At 43.6% G+C, this 22,150-nt stretch carries 16 protein-coding genes; 10 read left to right on the top strand and 6 right to left on the bottom strand.

Going from position 1 to position 22,150, the window contains the following annotated elements:
- Positions 1-41: 41 nt before the first annotated feature.
- The 4 genes from dcuC to IX91_RS19445 all read right to left on the bottom strand — a co-directional run bounded on the left by dcuC (position 42) and on the right by IX91_RS19445 (position 4,296).
- The gene (gene dcuC, locus IX91_RS19460; protein WP_004748089.1) at positions 42-1,409 is read right to left on the bottom strand and encodes an anaerobic C4-dicarboxylate transporter DcuC; all 1,368 of its coding nucleotides are present in this window, start codon (positions 1,407-1,409) and stop codon (positions 42-44) included.
- Between the two features lie 255 nt (positions 1,410-1,664).
- Positions 1,665-2,510, bottom strand: coding sequence for an EAL domain-containing protein (locus IX91_RS19455; RefSeq protein ID WP_004748091.1), 846 nt, complete (start codon positions 2,508-2,510; stop codon positions 1,665-1,667).
- Between the two features lie 284 nt (positions 2,511-2,794).
- On the bottom strand, positions 2,795-3,583 hold the full coding sequence (locus IX91_RS19450; RefSeq protein ID WP_004749656.1) for a lipase family protein: 789 nt from the start codon (positions 3,581-3,583) through the stop codon (positions 2,795-2,797).
- Positions 3,584-3,660: 77 nt separating this feature from the next.
- Entirely contained in the window at positions 3,661-4,296 is a 636-nt protein-coding gene (locus IX91_RS19445; protein ID WP_004748095.1) for a hypothetical protein, read from the bottom strand.
- Positions 4,297-4,399: 103 nt separating this feature from the next.
- Between IX91_RS19445 and IX91_RS19440 the strand changes: the two genes are divergently transcribed.
- The 3 genes from IX91_RS19440 to IX91_RS19430 all read left to right on the top strand — a co-directional run bounded on the left by IX91_RS19440 (position 4,400) and on the right by IX91_RS19430 (position 5,895).
- Positions 4,400-4,648: a DUF2164 domain-containing protein gene (locus tag IX91_RS19440; RefSeq protein WP_038197765.1), complete on the top strand. Its 249-nt coding sequence runs from the start codon at positions 4,400-4,402 to the stop codon at positions 4,646-4,648.
- A 141-nt stretch (positions 4,649-4,789) separates the two neighbouring features.
- A complete protein-coding gene (locus tag IX91_RS19435; protein ID WP_004748098.1) occupies positions 4,790-5,329 on the top strand; it encodes a cytochrome b in 540 nt (179 codons plus the stop codon).
- Positions 5,326-5,895 (top strand): YceI family protein, encoded by a 570-nt coding sequence (locus tag IX91_RS19430; RefSeq protein ID WP_004748099.1) that lies wholly within the window; start codon positions 5,326-5,328, stop codon positions 5,893-5,895. Before IX91_RS19435 ends, IX91_RS19430 begins: the two co-directional genes overlap by 4 nt.
- Before the next feature lie 119 nt (positions 5,896-6,014).
- On the opposite strand, the gene focA is transcribed toward IX91_RS19430, so the two are convergent.
- Complete coding sequence (gene focA / locus IX91_RS19425) at positions 6,015-7,463, bottom strand: formate transporter FocA (RefSeq protein ID WP_004748100.1); 1,449 nt, start codon at positions 7,461-7,463, stop codon at positions 6,015-6,017.
- A gap of 250 nt (positions 7,464-7,713) precedes the next feature.
- Between focA and IX91_RS19420 the strand changes: the two genes are divergently transcribed.
- Together IX91_RS19420 and IX91_RS19415 are read left to right on the top strand one after the other, a co-directional pair.
- On the top strand, positions 7,714-8,619 hold the full coding sequence (locus IX91_RS19420) for a LysR substrate-binding domain-containing protein (RefSeq protein WP_004742669.1): 906 nt from the start codon (positions 7,714-7,716) through the stop codon (positions 8,617-8,619).
- 165 nt (positions 8,620-8,784) lie between these two features.
- Positions 8,785-9,270: a DUF1097 domain-containing protein gene (locus IX91_RS19415; RefSeq protein WP_004742670.1), complete on the top strand. Its 486-nt coding sequence runs from the start codon at positions 8,785-8,787 to the stop codon at positions 9,268-9,270.
- Between the two features lie 111 nt (positions 9,271-9,381).
- Here IX91_RS19415 and IX91_RS19410 read toward each other — a convergent pair whose 3' ends face one another.
- A complete protein-coding gene (locus IX91_RS19410; protein ID WP_004742671.1) occupies positions 9,382-11,013 on the bottom strand; it encodes an ATP-dependent endonuclease in 1,632 nt (543 codons plus the stop codon).
- Between the two features lie 231 nt (positions 11,014-11,244).
- Between IX91_RS19410 and IX91_RS19405 the strand changes: the two genes are divergently transcribed.
- The 5 genes from IX91_RS19405 to pulA all read left to right on the top strand — a co-directional run bounded on the left by IX91_RS19405 (position 11,245) and on the right by pulA (position 22,125).
- Complete coding sequence (locus IX91_RS19405; RefSeq protein WP_004742672.1) at positions 11,245-12,996, top strand: bifunctional metallophosphatase/5'-nucleotidase; 1,752 nt, start codon at positions 11,245-11,247, stop codon at positions 12,994-12,996.
- A 498-nt stretch (positions 12,997-13,494) separates the two neighbouring features.
- Positions 13,495-14,454 carry a TerC/Alx family metal homeostasis membrane protein gene (locus IX91_RS19395; RefSeq protein WP_004742674.1) on the top strand — a complete coding sequence of 320 codons (960 nt, stop codon included), beginning with the start codon at positions 13,495-13,497 and terminating at the stop codon, positions 14,452-14,454.
- Positions 14,455-14,740: 286 nt separating this feature from the next.
- Positions 14,741-14,932, top strand: a complete 192-nt coding sequence (locus tag IX91_RS19390; RefSeq protein WP_004742675.1) for a hypothetical protein — start codon at positions 14,741-14,743, stop codon at positions 14,930-14,932.
- 128 nt (positions 14,933-15,060) lie between these two features.
- A complete protein-coding gene (locus IX91_RS19385) occupies positions 15,061-15,759 on the top strand; it encodes a DUF1223 domain-containing protein (RefSeq protein ID WP_004742676.1) in 699 nt (232 codons plus the stop codon).
- 324 nt (positions 15,760-16,083) lie between these two features.
- Positions 16,084-22,125, top strand: coding sequence for a pullulanase-type alpha-1,6-glucosidase (gene pulA, locus IX91_RS19380; protein WP_004742677.1), 6,042 nt, complete (start codon positions 16,084-16,086; stop codon positions 22,123-22,125).
- Positions 22,126-22,150: the final 25 nt, after the last annotated feature.

The raw sequence follows: 22,150 nt of genomic DNA, 5'->3' as shown, positions 1-22,150 counted from the left end.
GCGCTCAGATGAGCGCCCTTGTTGTATATAGATTTCGGAATTTATGCTGACATTGGTACTAGTACTAGCGTGCCAATGATAACGGTTGCTAAACCGCAAAGCACTGGAACAGAGGTACGTTTTACTACTTCAAATGGGCTGATTTTCGCCATACCAGACGTCGCAACAATAACACCTGATACAGGGGAAATAGTACGACCCAAGTTAGACGCCTGTAGCATTGGGATAATCAAGAACGCTGGATTTAGCCCCATTTTCGCTGCCAGAGAAGGCGCTAGCTCAACGAATGCATAGAAAGGTGCATTACCTGAACCTGTTGCGATAGCTGCTGCAACAGTTAAGCCTGTAAGGATAAGCATTAGTGCAATACCGCCTGCGCCTGCTGTCTCAGCAAGGTGAAGTAGGTTATCGATAGCACCAATAGACATCAAGCCCTGTGCAAATACGCCTGCCGCAACCAATAACATCACAACGCCTTTGAAAGCATCTGCCATACCTTGGTAGCAAGATTCAAGATCTTCGAGTGTTTTTTGACCATCAAAACGCTTAACTACAAAGTTAACCAAGGCGCCAATAAAGATTGAAAGAACAACGATCGTGTAGATGTCTAAAGACAGACCAGGGATGGTGCGACCGTTAAACAAGAAAACACCGATGATTGGTAGAAACGGCAGTACTGCGTAAAACGCTGGCGCATTCACTTCAATCTCTGAAACGTCTACGCGTTCCATCGGAGAGTTGTCTTTCTTATCAAGATATTTGTTCCAAAAGAAAGCAGCTGCAGACATAACAATAATCGCGCAGATCGATACGGGAAGTACGGTTTGAACAGCGAATACGTCTAGCGCTAGGCCTGACTTCTCAGCGGCGATAACTACGTCACCAGATGTAGGTGAAAGGATAATGGCAGCTGGTGAAGCACAGACGGCAACAGCAGCAGGGCGCGAAATACCCATTGCCGTCATCATAGGGAATAGCGTTGCCATCAAAAGAACGCCCAGACCTGTTGCTGAACTTACTGCAAGAGACATCAAGCAAGCTACGATGTAGGCAGCAACGAGCAAGACGTAAGGGGATTTGATGAAGGATAGTGGCTTAGAAAACTGTTTTACTACAACATTGTTAGCGCCAATATGCGTCATGTAAGAAGCAAAGCCACAAAGTAGCATGATTTGCATACCTAGGCCGCCACCGCGGTACTGAAGCATGTATTTAACGTACTCAAGCGCATCAGTGAACATGTTTCCTGTTGATGCGACCTTAGCAGGAAGCACTGTGTGTCCGATTAAGCCAGTAAGGATGAGTAGTAACACACCTGCGGTCAAAAGTACGCCAGCGGGTTTGTATCCTTTAACGATGAAATAGCCCACTGCAACAGTGACGACTAAGCCAATTAAGAGCTCCAGCATAGAAATCTCCTTAAGATATTAAAAATATAAACAAACTGTTTCAAACTATGTAAAGGAATGTACAGAATTCTATGCTGTGGCACGAGCGATAGTTAAGCATCTGATGATCTAGAACAAAAAATCAATAATAGTATTAATAGTCGTACAAGATCGTGTAGTTAATTCGTTTTTAAGATGTAAATATCTATGGTAGGTGAAGGTTTAGAACTATTAACTAGATCTTATATAGGTAAGGTGAATGCTTTCGTGGGTGGTTTATCGATAAGGTTGGCGGTAGACGACACTTGGGTCACCAAGTGAACTAAAATTGTTAGTCTCATCGTCATATACAGCGGGTAGTGGCTCTGGAAGAGCGAGAAAATATCCTTGATATAGATCGATGTCTAGACTTCGCATAGCATCAAGATGCTGTTGAGTCTCAATGCCTTCAACGACGACTTTCGCGCCAAGATTCTTGGCAAGCTTAACAGCAGACAATAACGGGAATTGATCGCCTGTCATGTACGAAATAAGCAGAGAACGATCGAGCTTTACGATGTCTGGTTTTAACCGCTCGACACGCTGGCGGTTTGACGCATTAACGCCAAAGTCATCGACGGCAATATTGAAATCACACTCGGATAACTTTTTCATTGCCAACTTTAGGTTATCTTCGTTTGAAGCATCAAGCTCAACGACTTCCATAATTAGTTGTGAGTTCTCGAGATTTAAGGCTTTTAACCGTTGAGAAAGTAAACTTGAATCGATATTTTCTAAGGCGAAATACTCACCTGCAGACGGTAAAACGTTTAGGAACAAGTTGAGGTGTCGATACTGTGAGCGTGCAAAGTTTCGGATGTGTATCACTCTACTCAGGCGCTCAACATTAATCTTGTCATCAAAATCGATTTGCTGGTTATGAAAAAACTGATCGGGTCTGATAGTGCCTTTAACGGAGTCTTCAATACGGACTAAGGCTTCAACTCCGATAATGTTATCGTCGGCATCGAAAATAGGCTGGTAAACACTGTTAAGCGTTAGGCTCTTATAAGTACCAAGGTATTGAGAGTCCTCATTTATCGAAAGGCAATCCACAAACTGTTGCTTAGTGGAGAGAATCATACGTACTACCGACCTCTAGTGTGTAAACAAATTATTCCGCATGGGATAGTGCAAAGTTTTGACATAATATTGACATAGGCACATTGCTGTCAATGGTTGTTTACTTCTAGATGGCTAAAGTTTTGAACTAGGCTCAAAATCGAACTATACACTGTTAACTACCAGCAAGTTTTAATAGGTGTAATATCAATAACGTCAAATACTACCGATCCAAGTTATATTATTTTGAGGCGTAAAAAAACATCGCTTTCATTGTCCAGTTCGATTTTTGGGCGAAGCTCTCATCAACGTTCATCAAAGAAATCTTTGTTGCGAATATATTTAGACATTAAGTGGTACGAGAAGGGGCGCATGATCCAGGATACTATTGATAGTGATAGCCTTCGCCATGTCGGTGTATTCTCGTGTATTTTGCCATTGTACAACCACAACATTTTACCAACGTGAGAATAGATGACAGGTATGGGAGGTAAGAAAGTGACGATATCTAAGTCGCAGCATATACGGTATGTCTTGTGACAAAGGAGGTAGTGGCACCCAAATTGAGAGCCGCCAATTGCGGGTTGGCCAAAGGTAACGACCCGTTTAACGCTTTTAGGGTTTTGCCTTTCAAGCTTATCGGCAAGCACACAGCCTAAAGCACCACCGGAAGAATGACCTGTGAAAGTGATTCGCTTACCGTCTGAAATCAATTCATCAAGCGTCGTAAACAGCTTATCGATTACGCTTGCCCCCAATGATTCATCATTTCGGTTAGCTTGGCTCTCTTGGCGAAGTAAAAAGTGATATCCCGCATGGATGGAATATGGAAGGTCAAACTGATTACAGGGGCGTTGCCATAATGCGAGGTTTAGCAGCCAATCATAAGGATTATGAGAGCCTTTTATGACGACAATTGCCTCTTCTTTATCCTTATGCCAGAGTACGCGAATCATAGGTTGACCAAAGCGATTATAGATTACGCGTTGTCCCTTAGCTGAAAAACCATACTGGGTTTGACGAAGAACTGGTTGGTAAGCAAGGTTGCATAGGACGGCATACCTTTCATATTGATAACGCTTTAATGCCTTCACGCGACTCTCTTTGGTCGAGACTATACCTTTACTAGTATGATAGAAAACCGTGAACCTGTTGTGACATTGCGATTGAATTAACTCAATTGGATAACCGAATATAGCTGAATGTACTTTCTAACAAGCTGTTTATCGGTCGCTCTTTTTAACGGGTGAGTAAATTTCACAAAGTAGGGGCTGATGTTGAAATGTTGCTCCAGAGACTGGGCGAGTAGTGATTCGCTTTTATAAAGCGTAATGCCCTGAATGCGATACTCATCAATTTCATCGGGTAGTTGCCCGGTCCACCAATGGAGTAACTCACGGCTTTGCTTATTGCGGGTAATCCAATGGTCGGTCAAAAGAAGCAAAAGATCGTTAGGCTGAACAGCATATCCGTATTCTTCTTGCCACTGAGCTATCGTTCTAAACAGTTTTTTTCTACATGATGGTCCGGCACTGACCAGGTGAGAGGTGAGTACCCATACCGTTCCAATTTCAGAGCTAACACGATAGTGGTGTGGGAAATCGGCACTTGGATTACTGTCTAAAGGCTTATATTCGTAATCATGCCCAAACTCTGTGAGGGTGCGGGATAATCGTCGAGCAAAAGCTAACCCCAAGTGATGTTCACTCATCCCCTTATTATGAATGGTCGGATAGTGCTTTTCACACAACGCCATACAGTCGGCCTGAAATTCATTAACACTTTGAACCAGCACATCCAATAACAAGATCCATCTCTCCATAATGAGCAATATGCGACACTAGCCTAACACGCGCTAGATAACTTTCGTTACACTTAATCGGCAAAATCATATGGGACTTGAAGGGTTTATGTCTAAGATTGAATTTACATCACAACAAAAGCAGGCGATGTCGAGAGAACTTCAAAGCTATATAGAAGAGGAGCTCGATATAGAAATAGGTCAGTTTGATGCTGACTTTCTTTTTGATTTTATTGTTAGCAAGTTTGGTGCTGCTTTTTACAATAAAGGCCTTTCCGATGCGCAGTCTATTATTGAAAGGAAAATTATTGATATCGCAGATGAAATCTATGAAATAGAACAAGAAAGTGAGTTTTAAAAGTTCCTTCAAAAATTTCGAACGACTTAATCAAGCTAAAGACATTTCGCTTATGTAAAGAATGGTAAATAATCTGTTGCAAGAAAGATGAGATATGTACTCTGAATTAAAACAAGAGTCATTAACTTTTAGGACTGTCAGATGAAATCGGAAGTAAAAAACTACAACTTGGTCGCGAGAGGGGTTCATTGGATCTCTGCATTAGTGATTATAGGTTTGTTTGCTGTAGGTCTATGGATGGTTGATTTGTCTTACTACAGTGAATGGTACCGCACAGCACCTCATTGGCATAAATCCATTGGTTTGTTATTGGCGGGATTGACCCTATTTAGACTCTTTTGGAAAATAGTGACGGCGTCACCTAAAGTTGAAGGGGCAGCCTATGAGGTCATCGGTGCTAAACTTGCTCACTTAGGAATGTACGCGATACTTTTGGCACTCTTTGCCTCAGGGTATTTAATCTCTACTGAAGATGGACGAGGCATCGATGTATTCACTTGGTTTACAGTGCCAGGCTTAGGTGCCTTGTTTGAAAACCAAGCTGACATTGCTGGGCAAGTTCACTTCTACGCCGCTTGGGCACTCATTATTATTGCTGCAGTGCATGCTATTGCGGCTTTGAAACACCACTTTATTAATAAAGACAACACGCTACGCAAAATGATAGGAGCTTCAAAATGAAAAAAACGTTATTTGCTACCGGATTAGCAATGGTAATGGCATTACCATTTGGTGCAAGCGCGGCGGATTACATGATCGATACAAAAGGTGCTCATGCTTCGGTTAACTTTAAAGTTAGTCACCTAGGCTACAGCTTTATTCAAGGTCGTTTTAACACATTTGATGGCGAATTTTCTTACGACCCAGCTAACGTTGCTGCATCAAAAGTGACAGTGAATGTAGATACGACAAGTCTAGATTCAAACCATGCAGAGCGTGATAAGCACATTCGTAGCTCAGATTTTATTGATGCGTCGAAATACTCTACTGCGACATTCACTAGTACAAGTGTTGTCGACAAAGGCAATGGTAAGCTTGAAGTTAATGGCGACCTAAACCTACACGGTGTAACTAAACCAATTACTATTGATGCGACCTTCATCGGTGCAGGTCAAGACCCTTGGGGTGGTGAACGTGCTGGCTTCTTAGGCTCAACTCGCCTAGAACTTGCAGACTTCAATATCCCAGTGATGGGTGCATCAAGCTACGTTGATATGGAACTACACGTAGAAGGTATCAAGAAGTAATCCATTTACTGCTTAACGACAAAATAGCCCCCAACTTACGTTGGGGGCTTTTTTGGTCAAGCGACTTATTTCCTAACCAAAATTCTAGCCGTATCGTTGATCGTTGCTAAGTTTTATCTTTATGCTGATTCAAGTTCGCGCTGTTCTACGACACTCACGCGCTCACCATAGATAGGGCGAAGAGCACCTAATACATGTTCACGTGAAATCACACCAACTAATGCGCCGTTATCCAACACTGGCAACACATGCGGTTTACTTACCTTCATTGCTTTTGCACGCTCTTCTAACGAAAGTGTTGTGAACTGAGTGGCAATCCCCATACTAGTCGTTGGGTAAAGCTGTTCTTTATCAATGCATAAGAACTCAGCAATGTCGACCAACTTGTCATTAGCATCGATAGCAACAACGTCTCGTGACATAATGTCGACCACTTTCTGCTCTTGAGCTGGAATGTAATCTTGGCACCAAAGATCAACCATGACGTCATGAGCTGAGAAGAACCCAACTAATCGGCCTTCAACGTCACAAACCGGTGCACTGACTTGATGGTTGTCTAGTAGAGTATCGATCGCCACTGACGTTGGCATTTCTGCACGTAGTACTAGAGGTTGCTGGTTCATGATTGCTGATGCAGTAATGTTGCTGTTCATAGTGATTTCCTTAGCCGAATTAATCTGAGTTGTTGTAGTGATTGCGTGTACATTTGCCGCTTTTAACTGTGGGCGACGATAGATTCCCCAGTTAGCTAATCCGACGAGTACAGAGCCGCCGACGATGTTTCCCAACGTGACAGGAATAAGGTTGGCGAAGACAAATTGTTGAATGTTGAGGTCAGCATATTGAGTGGATGTGACTCCGATTTGCTGCCAGAAACTTTCAGGTGCGAAGTTCTGAATAACGATACCTAGTGGCACCATAAACATGTTTGCGACGCAGTGTTCAAAACCACTAGAAACAAACATGGCAACTGGCATGATGGTCATCGCAGCTTTTGTCATCGCATTGGCACTGCTGAAAGTGAGCCAAATAGCCAAACAAACAAGTAAGTTACACAGAACGCCCAGAGCAAAAGCCTGAACAGGCGTGTGATGCAATTTATGCTGCGCGATGTTTAAAGCATTGAGACCCCACTGACCGTGATCCATTTGATACAGGCCAGCAGCAGAAACGATAACGAGTAGCAACATGGCTCCAATAAAGTTACCAAGGTAAACTTTGCCCCAAATAGAAAGCATCTTGCTAAAGCTAATTTGCTTGTTCGCCCATGAAATGCTTGATAGGACGGAACTGGTAAACAGCTCCCCACCGCAAATCACAATAAGAATAAGTCCCATGCTAAAAGCGAGCCCGCCCGCTAAGCGACTTAATCCCCATCCAGCTTCGGCACTACCCGTTGTGACCGTAATGTAGAACAAAAACGCGAGACCGATGAATGCGCCTGCCATAATGGCAAGACTTAACGTCATTCCGCTGCTTTTCTTTGCTTTACTGAGAGCAAATTTTTCAGCTTCAGCCATCATCTCGATGGGCGAAAAGTATTGATTATTCGTTTGTGCTGACGCCATACCCACTCCCAAATGCAAATTTCATATAAACCTCCTTACAAATTCAGCGACGTCATGTTCGCTGCCAAATCAGAATAGGAAACTGACTACTACAGGTAAAATTGATAATTTTTAAAAACCACATCAAAAATATTGATAAGGAAATTTTGATAGGTAAAATGAAACGACTTGCTTATTGGGAAGTACAATTTGCGAGAGATCAGAGTGTTACAGAGAACAACTCAATAAAGGATACAAGGATAGGAGCGCTATGCGATATTCATTAAAACAGCTCGCAGTTTTTGATGCTGTTGCTGATACGGGAAGTGTAAGTATGGCTGCCGATAAGCTTGCGTTAACGCAATCGGCGACCAGTATGTCGCTCGCTCAACTTGAAAAGATGCTTGGCCGACCGTTGTTTGAAAGGCAAGGTAAGCAAATGGCGCTAACGCATTGGGGAATGTGGTTACGGCCAAAAGCAAAACGCTTGCTCCAGGACGCTCAGCAAATCGAAATGGGGTTTTATGAGCAACACTTATTAAGTGGGCATTTAAAGCTAGGCGCAAGCCAGACCCCAGCGGAACACTTAGTACCAGACCTTATCAGTATTATTGATAACTCATTTCCAGAGATGCGTATTTCACTCAAAGTGAAAAGTACTGACAGCGTTTTACAGGGTGTACTTGACTATAAATATGATATTGGGATCATCGAAGGTCGCTGTGACGACAATCGATTGAACCAAGAGGTATGGTGTCGAGATCATTTGACGGTAGTTGCCGCTGCCCATCACCCATTTGCACGCCACGAAACCGTAAGCCTTGCGCAGCTTGAACAAGCACGTTGGGTCTTAAGAGAGCATGGTAGTGGCACAAGAATGATATTTGATAGTTCCATTCACCACCTTATTGAAGACTTAGATGTTTGGCGTGAATATGAACACGTTCCTGTCTTGCGTAGTATGGTCGAAAATGGCCAGTATCTTACTTGTTTACCGTATCTTGATGTTGAACGCTCTATCGAAAGTGGTCAGTTAGTGGCTCTTAATGTTCCTGAGCTTACGATGGAACGAACGCTTTCATTTGTATGGCGAGCTGATATGGTCGAAAACCCTCTAGTAGAATGTATTAAGAGAGAGGGGGCACGAATGATGAAAGGGAAACCATCAGTCCTCTAGTATTTACTAAAACTGTTGAAATATCGATTGCATCACAATAACTATGATCTATTGACTGGTTGTTACTTTGATAATGTGATCAAAGTATTACTTGTGGGGCGGTATTTTACCTATTATGCGCACTTGTACTTTTGATGTGTGAAACCACACACTGAGCGAGGCGTAATGAGCACTCTTGTCGCAATTTCACTGACTACCGGTATCTTATCTGGACTATGGGGATGGGTCGCTATCTCCTTAGGGCTGCTATCTTGGGCGGGTTTCTTAGGCTGTACCAGCTATTTTGCTTCACCAAATGATGGTCTAAAAGGGCTATCAGTAAGTTTGATAACGAATATGAGTGGTGTATTTTGGGCGATGGTGATTATTCATGCTTCGCAATTTGCCTCGCTTGAGATCCTTGGCTATGTCATTACAGCCGTTGTAGCGTTCTTTATGTGCGTGCAAGCTAAGCAATCTTGGTTAGGTTACATTCCGGGCACTTTCATTGGTTCATGTGCGACTTTCGCAGCAGATGGTAATTGGAAGCTCGTTATTCCTTCGCTGATTTTAGGCGGTATTTTTGGTTACCTAATGAAAGCGAGTGGGATGTGGGTTCATCAAAAGTCGACTCAATCTCAGGCTAATGGACGTTTACAGACGCGCTCTTAGCCTTTGATGCTCATCCTAGCGACATTACCGAAGTTGTCTAGGATTACCCCCGATTGATTTGTATCAGTAGCATTTTTGATACGCGGCATCTATTGTATAGATGCCGCTTTTTTATGTGTTACCGTTAGCCATCGTTACGACACGTTTTAACGTCCAACGAAGTAAGAGTGGTATTCCTTCAACACCTTGATTCTCACAGTACGAGACAATCGCTAGAGCAAGGTCTGGTTTAGCGAACTTCTTAAGCACTCTAGTCACGACTTTTTTGGCGGGGATTGGGTGGTCTAATGGAATACGCACCATGTTTTTAAAAAATGGTTCAAATCCATTGTTATATAAGTAGTGTTCGATATCTCGATCGGGCAATTCAGTGAGTCGGTGCCTCTGTTGATCGTTGTCTAGCTGTGCCTTCACCGCTGCGGCATATTTCTTACCCGCCGCGTCTCCATCGGTTACCACGTGCCAATCAATACCAAAAGCCTTTGCGACTTTGATAAGAGACTTTAAACCCGATTGGGCAAATTCAATGATTTGTACGCCCTCAGCAGCAAGGTTGTAACCACATTGATTTGCCAACTCATTAAACAACCAGACTTCCGTTTCGCCCTCAACCAGCAACCAACAGCGGGCAAATAGCGCACCAGAACGATGGAATCGAATATGAAAGCCTATGCGTCTTAACTCGTCTTTACCAAGACCTTGGTCGGGAATGTACTTGGTGATTGTTCGGTCAGATAGGCGAACAAGGCGGCGAATACTGGCAAGTGGCACTTGGCCAAGCAATTCGCCACTATTTGTTGTGAGTATCTTCTGCATAGGTAGCAGCTGCAATAAACCCCATGCACGTGCTAAATGGGTCGGGTGGAGTCGACCTTCAGGATCTTCAATGATCAATAGAGGTCGGGCACAACGCCTTAATGTGGTTGGCCCTTTGGCTTGCAGATACGCGTTTAGTAAGCCCATAAACAGTAAGCGTGTCTGCTTGTCTTTGGTTTCTTCGACAACTTGAGAAATACTCTTTGAGCCAGGTGAAGCATTAAAGAAAATACCGTCTCTTTGCTTTCGTAGGTTCTTGCGTGAATTGGATTTAAACGAGAAATAGTGCTCAACCAAGGCGTTCATTGAATTGAGGCTACTGCGCATCTCACCTTTGTTTACATGGCCGGGGATCGCCATTAATCGGCGACAGGTATTATCAATTCGCTTCTCTACACGTGCATTAACGTCTTTGGCATCAGCGATGGGGCGCTCGAATCGTCTTGAATCACGTAGTCTAATTACTGGGTGCAGTGTCATTAACTCTTGCGCAAGCTTCTCAGAATGGTGAAGAGGGATCGGGTTACCATCTAAATCGAGGAAGGTGTAGTTAGTTTTGATATCATATTGATCTCTAGAGGCGCTTAGACGATAGATGATTCGGTTTGTCCCTTGCGGATCTTGTACCCATATTGGTTTTATCTTCCGATATCGACCAGAATTGATTTCGTTCTTATCTGTCGAGACGAGACTAAGCACGATTTGTAGGTGTTGACTTTGCGGGTGGGCGATCGAGTAATCAACATGAAAATCAGTTAACTCGAAGCTGTAAGGAATACCTTCAGGGGGAAGGGCAACAGATAATGCGTCTAATAACGACGATTTACCCCAGGTGTTCTCACCGATAAGCGTGGTTAATTCATCAAATGCAATAGAAAGACGTTTTATGCCGCGAAAACCAGATATTTCTATTCGCTCTAGCTTCATAGAGTGGCTCCATTACGCTGTAGTTAAATTAAGCATAATCGAAAACTTGTGTGTCAGCAGACGTTTAGGTCACAATCCAAAGCATAATTTCGTTTGTGATTAACTCTTAATCAATAATGACAAACCTCTCAGAAAACAATGTATATAGAACGCCGTATTTAAAATGAGTGTGAAATATAATGATTCTGTCATATGGAATGCGGTAGGATAATGTGAAAAGAGAGAGAAGATATGACAGATAAAAACAATAAAACAACTAAATTAAGATTAGCTCACATAAACGACACCCATTCCTATTTCGAACCCACTTCATTGCAACTAACCATTGATGTCGACGGTCAAGTGCTTTCGCCTTTTGTCAGTGCTGGTGGCTTTGCTCGTATAAAGACACGTGCTAACCAGCTGCGTAGTGAGGCGCAAGAAAGATGCTCAGAGTTCCTTTTTTTACATGCCGGTGATTGTTTCCAAGGCACCCTCTATTTCTCCCTGTTTAAAGGGGAAGCCAACGCCACTATGCTCAATGAGCTGCAAATAGATGCCATGGCTCTCGGAAATCATGAGTTAGATATGGGTAATGAACCCGTCGCGCAATTTGCCAAGCAAATCAATTTTCCATTGCTTGCGGGCAACTGGGATCTGAGTAATGAACTGCTTGAAAAAACGTGTCGACTATCAGATAACCCGACCATCGTAAGCTTCGATGGACAAAACAAATCAGCCAATTGGATAGAGAAGCAAATAGGTGACGACAGCGTTGCTATATTTTCGTTAGCTTTAGATAAGATGGCGGATATCTCAAACCCAGATTGGGACACGCCTTTTATTAATTCGATTGAAACCGCCAAGAACACAGTAGAACAGATCCATAAAGCAGGGATTAACAAAATCATTTTGCTCAGTCATATGGGCTACGAAGCGGACTTGGAACTGCCAAAACACGTTGATGGAATCAGTGTTATTGTCGGTGGGCACAGTCATAGGTTACAGGGTAACTTTAGCCAGCTAGGCCTTGCTAAGGAAGATGAGTACGGAATTAAAGTGAACCAAACTCATGTTGTTCAAGCAGGGTTCCACGCGCTGTCAATTGGCCATTGTGACTTAGAGTTTGATACACAAGGGGCTTTAGTTTCTTTCAAAGGGCAAAATGAGTTATTGCTCGGGCGCAGATTGTTCATCGATGCAAGCATGAACGAAACGCATAACGAAGTGCCTTACCACGCCGCGAGAAGCTTTATTGATAACCACCCAAATGTGGTTGTGTGTAAAAAAGACATTTCTGTTCAAAATATTCTCAACGACAAATACACCACGCAAGTTCGCGAGTTACAGCGCAAGATTATCGCTAGCGCCGATAGAAAACTGCGTCATGTCCGCGTGCCTGATGAACAAGGTGCTAGTGAGCTTGCGCCGCTTGTCGCTGAGTCCTTTACCTACGCGATGAAACAATGCGGGTTTAGCGTTGATTTTGCGATTCATAATGCGGGCGGTGTAAGAAATTCAATTAACCCTGGCAATATCTCTGTAGCGGATGTTGCCGGTAAGTTGCTGCCTTTTGCCGTTCCTATCGGTGTGTACACGATTAAAGGTCAATACTTGCCGCTTATCCTCGAAGGCGCATTAGATAATGCGCTCAATAATGGTATAGAAGGGACAGGAGACGGCTCTTACCCTTATACCCATAATCTGCGCTTTGAATATCAACCTTCAAAGCCAAAAGGCCAGCGAATCACTCATCTTGAGCTGAAAAGCGAAGCTGGAGAATGGCAAAAAATAGAGTGCGAGCGTCTCTATATGGGAACATCGTCCGCTTATACCATGAAGGGCAAAGAAGGCTATGAAGCTATCAGCAATATGGAAGACGAAGGTGTAGTCACGACGCATTCTATGGCTGATTGCTTTATCAACTTACTCACAGATCAACCCGAAGTATTAAACCGTGACGTGAGTGACGTGATTATCCAACGATGGCATAAAGGTTGCTAAATACTCCATGGGTTCGTGCTACGAATAAATAGTACTCAAAGGAGGGTATTATGTGGAGTAAAGATTGGATAGATGTTGCCGTCGTCGTTAGCTGGGTTGGCGTTTGGTCTGCACTGGTCTACTTTATTCCTGTCGGTGGAGTATAAGGCCATATAAGCCAATGTTACCGTCACAAATATCACCGCAGGAACGCAGTGGAAAAGGAGCAAATAATTTGCTCCTTTTTGATTTTTAATATGGACTCACGCTCAATTTAGGAATAGTATTCGCCTTGTTTGGGGAGTAGTCGCCTCTGGTTTACTTATCGTCATCTCGTTAGACGCAGTTCTATCCGGTAAGTATAAGTATTGCTGATAATCACTATCAGGCAGTATTTCGACGAGACCAACGTAATCAAATGCTACACCAGTGTTTAAAAACATTGGGGTAGAGTGTTTGTTTGCGGTAGGGATCGTCACACTTCAATATACATCCGATCCCTCCGCCTCTGGAGGATTTATGACCCCAATTACTTACTTTAGCTTCGGCATACTGACACTAGCCCTTGTTGCGCTTGATATATGGCAAACGCGCGGTGGACAAATCACGATCAAGAAAGCAGCGGTTTGGAGCGTATTTTGGTTCGCTTTAGCGTTTTTGTTTGCAGCTACCATCTACTTATTCTGGGATTTCTATGCACCAGGTAGTGAGTACACGGCTGAGAAAGCGACCGTTTCATTTATCACTGGCTATTTGTTAGAAAAGTCGTTGAGTGTCGATAACCTGTTCGTGTTCGCGATTATTTTCCATCAGTATGCAGTTCCTGAACACTTACGCCCACGCGCTCTACTATGGGGTGTGATAGGTGCGCTGATCTTACGTGCGATAATGATTGCTGTGGGGGCTCAACTGCTTGCTCAGTACCACTGGGTACTATATGTGTTTGCGTTATTCCTCATCTGGACAGGTATCCAGCTTGCGAGAGATAAAGGGGATGAAGAAATCAACCCACTACCTGAGCGAATTATACGCCGATTTATTCCGGTAAGTGAAAGCTATAAAGGCAACGCGATGACAATCGTAGAGCAGGGTAAGCGTATTGCGACTCCAATGTTCATTGTGATTGCGGTTATTGCGTTTATGGATGTCATGTTTGCGCTTGATTCAATTCCAGCGATATTTGCGGTAACAAGAGAACCGTTCTTAGTGCTAGCAGCTAACGTATTTGCATTACTTGGCTTACGCTCTTTGTACTTCGTTTTACAAGGTATGATGGATAAGTTTATCTATCTTAAACCGGCTCTGTCTTTCATCATGGTTTTCATCGGCATCAAGATGATGCTTGTTGGTTCAGAGTGGGAAATCCCGACGGTCGTCTCTTTATTGGTTCTGCTAACGACGATGACAATTGCGGTTATCGCATCTGTTATTAAGCAGAGAAATGAGTCAATGAAAACTAATGTAGTTGTTGATAAATAAACTAATAATTTAAAACTGACTAGCCGCCACTAAAACCAAATATGTTGTAAAATATTTGTGATCTGAGGGCGGCTTTTTTATTGTTCAGAAAATAATAATTCAGATCTGACGGGTTTTAATGAAATACTATTCACTTGATTTGCATAATGGGCAAGGCGCGTTGTTAATGGTTTGTTTTATAAGTAAAACTAATCCGAAAATATAAAAATAGTCATTTTTTGAGCAGTAAATTATTGCTTAATATTGCCGCATCAAAACGAATTACACAGTTTATAGAGAGGCAATCATGGCACAAGCAATGCAAATCGGTAACATCGAAGCTCCTATCTCTATGGATAAAAAAACCTACGCGGTTTCTTTCAAAGGATTGATTGCACACCTATTAGATATTCTTTTCACTGATAACAGTGAACCTCGCTCTCACTATGCGAGTGACCTATCGGGTCATATGCAGAAAGATATTGGTCTTTATCGTTAATTTCGATTTCAGATTTCACTAAAACGCTAGCAGAACGCTAGCGTTTTTTTTGCTTTCAGGAAATTAAATCGAACATCAGGCGGTCAATCTCTTCAGATAAGTAAAAGTATTACAGAAAGGATTTGATGATGACCGCTTTGATCGCTCTCTCCGTTGTATCTACCGTATCCGCGGGCCAAATCTGGGTTAACGAAGGACAGCCAGCTCAGGTAGTAGAACTGTTTACCTCAGAGGGGTGTTCTAGCTGCCCACCAGCAGACAAATACATCTCTAAATTTGAAAATAATAGTGGCTTGTGGGACGAGTTTATCCCTGTGGTTTATCACGTAGATTATTGGGATTATCTCGGATGGAAAGATAAGTTTGCTAAGCCAGAGTTCTCCCAATTACAACGCCTGTATAACGCTTATGATGTAGTGGGAAGTGTTTACACTCCCGGTTTTGTCGTCGACGGTAAAGAGTGGCGAGGCTTTTTCAATTGGGTAAACAGGAAGCTGCCTGAAAACGAGCAAACTGCGGCAAAACGCTTGACCTTAGTAAGAAAGGATAATGCTTTCCAACTGAAATACGATGATGACTCGACATTGGATGCAACGATCATCTTTCTTTCAAACAATCAAACGACGCAGATTCGAGCAGGTGAAAACAGAGGAAGGACTCTAGAGCATGATTTCATCGCAGTAAGCCGATCACAAGCTCGCTCTTCAGAAGGTCATTGGACTTTTACTTATGAAGGGAACTTGAGCGATATAGATGCCGTTGCTGCGTGGATCACTCCAGTTGGAAGTTTCAATCGAATTCAGACAGTTGCTGGAAAGATCGAATAACCTCTTCTAGAACTCGTACTAGATCATAATTCTCATATTTGAGGCACATTGTTGTAATCCTACAGATAATCGGCCATCTACTGCTACAAAGTGCCACTTTCCTCACTCTATGTGCCACATGAGTGTAATGTTCCGATCGAATTCAGCCTTAGCTATGTGAGATTCAATCCAAAAACAGTTCTACTCCTTTTTGTCTACGCCTATGAGAGAGGTTTTATAGGATGAGGTGAGATTTTGATATCCAAATATAACGTAAACCTGAGGTTTTGTGACTTTATTTCAACAAGTTTGACCTTAGAACGTGAATTTAAAATGGATATACAAATGAACATTAAACCAACCAAACTCAGCATCGCCATGGCATCGCTTGGGCTACTAGCTGGCTGTAATGATCAGCTAGAAGTGCAAGTGATGGATGGTTACATTGAAAAAGCCGAAGTCTGGCTAGACGTAAATGGAAACTACGAGCAAGATGGCGATGAGCCCTCATCTATTACAGACGAGAAAGGCTATGCGATACTTGATATCAGTGGGCTCTCCAAACGTGATAGAAATGCGCACCTGATTGCCAAAGTAAAACGTGGGGAGTCGATTGATAGCGATATTCCCGGCGTAACAGCAGCACGCGAGTATGTCATGCTCGCTCCAGCCGAGTACAGTTACATTACGCCACTGTCGACTTATGTGTCGCTACAAATGATGGATGGAAAAAGTGAAAAGCGAGCACTGAAAAAACTCCGTCGTCAGTTAAAGCAGCCTCATCTCGATCTAGATTCCGATTACATTGAAAATGGCAATGCGCTTGTAGCAAGAAGTGCGAAAGCCCTAAGTCAAATCTTACCTGACTCTATTGAAGAGCAAACTTTAGAGCCACTTTTAGACACAATAGAGCAGGGTACAAAGGCCTTAGGTGAAGAAAAGAAACGCGGTAACCGAACACTAGAAGGCATAACACTGGCACTGAATGGCGGTAGTCCAATCGTTACTTTGGACTCAGATGGCGATGGTGTTGCAGACAGCGTAGATGTTTTCCCTCACGATATTCAAGAGTCCGTTGATAGTGACAATGATGGAGTTGGTGACCATCGTGATACAGACGATGATAATGATGGATTCTCAGACCAAGTGGAGCGTGAATTAGGCACCGATCCTTACAGTGCTACTAGTCAACCTGCCGATATTGATGGAGACAAAATCCCAGACAGTCTAGACCCTGACATCGATGGCGATGGTTGGAGCAATGTTGACGAAGAACGTCTGGGAAGCAATCCCTACTCAGCAGAAAGTAAGCCAAGTGATTATGATGGAGATGGGATTGCAGATTCAGAAGACACAGATATTGATGGTGATGGTGCGCCTAATAACAGTGATGCATTTCCAAAGGATAGACTCGAAAGCAAGGATACTAACGGCGATGGTCTAGGAGACTTTGCATCAAGTGATGATGATGGAGACGGGATACCTGACTCCATCGACCCTAACCCTAAGAGCCCTGATAATACGTCTACAGAACCCGCCCCAACGTATCAAGACGCGGTTATCTATTACAAGCGCGAAGACGGCAATTACGCCGATTGGGGACTGCACCTTTGGAACAATGGAAGCTGTGATGCAGTGAGTGATGATGCGTTGAATGGTGTCGATTGGGCTAACCCGCTTGCTTGGAAGGAAATTGACCCTGAGTTCGGCGCCAAATTTGTTGTGTCCCTTAAAGATGCGCACGGCACATGTATGAACTTTATCGTGCATAAAGGCAATGATAAGGCATTGGGTGGCGACGATCTTAAACTTGAATTTACCAAAGGCAACACACTCTATACCACTCACGGTAGTTCAACTCTTAAATATTCTCCGAACGAACAAACGGTTGTTGAACTCTCTGGCGCTGCAGCACACTGGCTTGATCTTAATAATTTAGCTTGGTTTGATCATTCACAAGCGAAAAGTTACCAGCTTTGGTCTACCTCTACGGGAACGGGTGATATAACCAAACCTGAGATGTTTACTAAACGCGATCTAGGGCTAGCAGGCGTAGTTGATAATGCCAAATTCCCACACCTTAAAGGTCGAGCTCAGTTCAATCTGGCTGTAACCTCGGAAGAGGCGAAGGCATTACTTAAGCAGCAATTAATTGCCGTTGCTCTTGATGAGCAAGGCAAACCTTTGGTCGCGACACGCATTCAGATCCCTGGAGTGATAGATACGCTATACACCAGTGGGCCAAATGATGCCGATGAAGCGAAGCTCGGGAGTTGGATTGACGGTGATACGGCTAACTTTGCGGTTTGGGCACCAACAGCTCAAGATGTGGAGCTTTATCTATACGATAGTGACAAAGCGCTTGTTCAAGCGTCACCGATTAAGATGACGTTAAACTCAGACACAGGTGTATGGGGTTACCAAGGTAGCTCTTCATTAGAAAATATCTTCTACCGTTATCGCGTCAAAGCTTATCACCCGAAAACGGATCACGTTGAATGGATGATGAGTACCGATCCTTACTCACTTTCTCTGAGTACAGATAGCTTACATTCTCAACTTGTGGACTTAAATTCTGCGCAAACTAAACCAAACGGTTGGGACTCGCACGATGTTCCGGTATTGCAAAATCCAGAAGACCACATCATTTATGAATTGCACATTCGTGATTTCAGCGTTAGTGACAAGCATGGTACGCCTGAAAGGAACGGTAAGTATACTGCTTTCTTAGAAGATGAGCGTGACAGTGTCAAGCAACTCAAGTCATTAAAAGAGTCTGGTTTAACAACGATTCATTTGTTGCCAAGCTATGACCTTGCTTCTATTCCGGAACAGGAATCTAAAACGGTCAACCTAAATGATACGGTGGGTAAACTATGTTCAGTTAATCCTAAAGCGAAATTGTGTGAAGATGGAACCAGCCATAGTTCGACGATCTTATCCCTTCTAGAAAAGACCGATCCTAATACCGGTGAGGCACAAGCGCTTCTTGCTGACATCAGGCCACTCGATGGTTTCAACTGGGGCTACGATCCGTTCCACTACAGTGCGCCGGAAGGTAGCTACGCAGTGTCAAAAGACGGCACAGACCGTATTCGTGAATATCGAGAAATGGTCAAGAAACTTCACGAAATGGGATTCCGCGTGGTTCAAGACGTGGTGTACAACCATACGTATTCATCCGGTCTTTACGACAAATCTGTGCTCGATAAAACCGTTCCGGGCTACTACCACCGTTTAAACCCGATTACCGGGGCGGTAGAAAATTCGACATGTTGTGATAACACAGCATCAGAAAACCGCATGTTTGAAAAGCTAGTTGCAGATAGCGTAATGATGTGGGCTCAAGACTACAAGATTGATGGTTTCCGTTTTGATTTAATGGGCCACTTGATGAAGTCGAGCATGCTGCATGTTTATGATAAGACCAAACAAGTTGACCCAGACACTTGGTTCTATGGTGAAGGTTGGAACTTCGGTGAAGTGGCAAATGGTCAACGTGGTGAAAACGCAACACAGTGGCCAATGGCGGGCACAGGAATCGGCACCTATAACGATAGGCTTCGTGATGGAGTACGCGGAGGTGGTCCTTTCGATAGTGGCGATGCACTGCTGAAGACTCCTGGCTTTGCAAACGCTGGAGACAGGTTTGATGACGCATTGAAGTCGAAAATGGATCTAATCCGTTATGGCATGACAGGTAACCTACAAAATTACCCTCTTGAAACCTATAGTGGCAGCGTAGTATATGGCAAAGACTACCAATATGGTGGTCAAGGCGCAGCCTATACTTTAGACCCTCAAGAGTCGATCAACTATGTCTCTAAGCATGACAACCAGACCTTGTGGGATTTTAACCAGTATAAAGCGTCTGCAGATATGACGGCAGAGCAACGAGCCCGAATGCAGATTGTTGGTTTGTCGACGGTGATGCTCGGTCAAGGCGTACCATTCCTTCATATGGGCTCAGAACTACTTCGCTCTAAATCAATGGAGCGTGATAGTTACGACAGTGGTGATTGGTATAACAAGGTTGATTTCAGCAAACAAACGAACAACTGGAATATCGGCTTACCAAGAGCAGACAAAGACCAAGCTAACTGGAATGCGATTAAATCTATCATCAGCAACCCAAATACCGTTGCGTCGGCGAAAGATATCGAATGGACAGACAGTGCGTTTAAAGCATTATTGCAAGTTCGTTCTTCAACGCCTCTGCTCAAGCTTGTTTCTGAAAAAGAGGTCGTCGATCGCGTACGATTCCACAATACCGGAAGCAATGCCTTACCGGGGTTAATTGCTATGTCAGTTAACGATGGTATTTCTGTAGGCGCTGATCTCGATAGCAACAATGATGCGTTAATGGTCGTAATCAATGCCAATACTTCTGAGCAAACCCTCAAAGTAACGGGCGCAAAAGATTTTGTCCTACATGATGCGTTGAGAAATTCAGATGACCCTATCGTTAAACAAGCGACGTTCGCCAACGAGAACTTTACGGTTCCTCCACTGACCGCAGCTGTATTTGTCTTGCCTCAGAGCGGAGGTCAAGGTGAAGGGCTCGTTGTTGATAACAAGCCAGTTGATGTCGCGCCTTATGGGACGACCAAGGTGTATGTACGCGGCTCTATGAACGGTTGGAACACGAGTAGTGAAATGCAGTACAAAGGCGATGGTGTTTATACATTTAATGGGTATCTAACGCCTGGTGTGTATGAGTTTAAGATTGCTTCGTCAGATTGGAGCACACTTAACCTTGGCTTTGGTTCATTCTCGGTGGCCAATGGCTCTATAACGCTTGAAGATGCGGGCAATGGAAACATTAAGGTTACGGTCACTAACCAAGGTGTTTATGACTTTAGTCTAAATGCGAAAGATAAGTCATCTTTAGTTGTTACCGTGAAAGATACTGGTCTCGATTACGGATGTTATAGCGATAACAACACGGCCTGTGATCTACGCATTTATCAAGTCATGGTTGAATCCTTTGTTGATGGAGATTCGAATCATGACTATGGCGTAGGTTATGGAAACTCTCATCATAAAGGGGATCTTCAAGGGATCATTAACAGCCTTGATTATATTAAGAGCCTAAACATGAATGCGCTTTGGTTAACGCCAGTGTTTGATTCATGTGCCGGTCAAGGTGGTGATGATAAGCTCGATGCGACGGGCTACTTTGCCTGTGACTTCTTTAATGTAGACCCTAAATTCGGCACCAACGAGAAGCTAAAAGAGCTCATTGATACCGCTCATGCGAAAGGGCTGTATGTGTTCTTAGACGGTGTGTTTGGTCATACTCATATTAGTGGTGCTAAACCGTCACCGACCGGTAAAGTGCCAAGTTTGAGAAAAGAATCAGGATATCCGGGCCAATATGTTGTCTATCCGAACGCTGACAGTGAAGCCTTCTTCACTGAAGTCGCTACATACTGGATTAAAGAGTATGGCATTGATGGCTGGAGACTGGACCAAGCTTACCAAGTCCCTCTTGATAGCTGGCGCAATATCCGAACGGCTGTTGAAAAAGCATCGATGGAAAATGTTATCGCTGGTAAGAAATGGGGCACTTTGGGTTACATGGTCGGTGAAGCATGGAGCAGTGCGGATGAAATTACTCGTACTGTCTATGGTAGCGATGCCAAACCAGGGCTTTCATCAGCGTTTAATTTCCCACTTCGTTATGGTTTAGTTCAGGCGCTTGCTGTTGAAGAGTCTGGTGCTAAGAGTAATGCACGTGCACTCGACGCGGATTGGAACTCAAGAACAAAAGCGCCTTATCATGCAATGCCAAACTTAATGATTGGTAATCACGATCTGGTTCGCTTTGGTGATTTGATCCAACGTGGTGGGCTGAATAATTACTTCCCACGCCATAAAGCAGCATACAGTTTCTTAGCAGCGTACTCAGGCCCAATTACTTTCTACTATGGAGAAGAAATTGGTGATGAAGTTGAAAACTTTGCAGCGAAAGTAACTTCTGATTGCGTTACGCAGGGCATGTGCGACGACCACGTTGCTCGCTCAAGTGGCAAAGTAGAAGGTGTGACATCAACAACACTGAATGCAGAGCAGAGTGATCTGAAAGCTTACGTTGCTAAACTAATGAAAGTTCGAAGCGAGCACCCAGCGCTATACAATGGTGAACGAAGAAACCTTTGGTTAGACGATACGTTATACGCGGATCTTAAAGTCAATGGCGATCAGCAGATCATCTATGTATTGAATACGGGAGAGAGCCAACGAACGCTAAACGTCGATTTATCACGTGTTAAATCTGCAACAGAGTTTGTCGATCTAATGACAGGTGAAACTATCAATGTTCAGTCTGTAAATGGAGCTGTTGAAGTTCCTCCATTGACTGGTCGATTGCTTCTTCTCAAATAACAATCAACTCTTAGCAAAAAGGCGC

It is taken from the genome of Vibrio tubiashii ATCC 19109, assembly GCF_000772105.1.
Taxonomy (GTDB): Bacteria; Pseudomonadota; Gammaproteobacteria; order Enterobacterales; family Vibrionaceae; genus Vibrio; species Vibrio tubiashii.
This window is presented reverse-complemented; position numbering and strand designations above follow the sequence as displayed.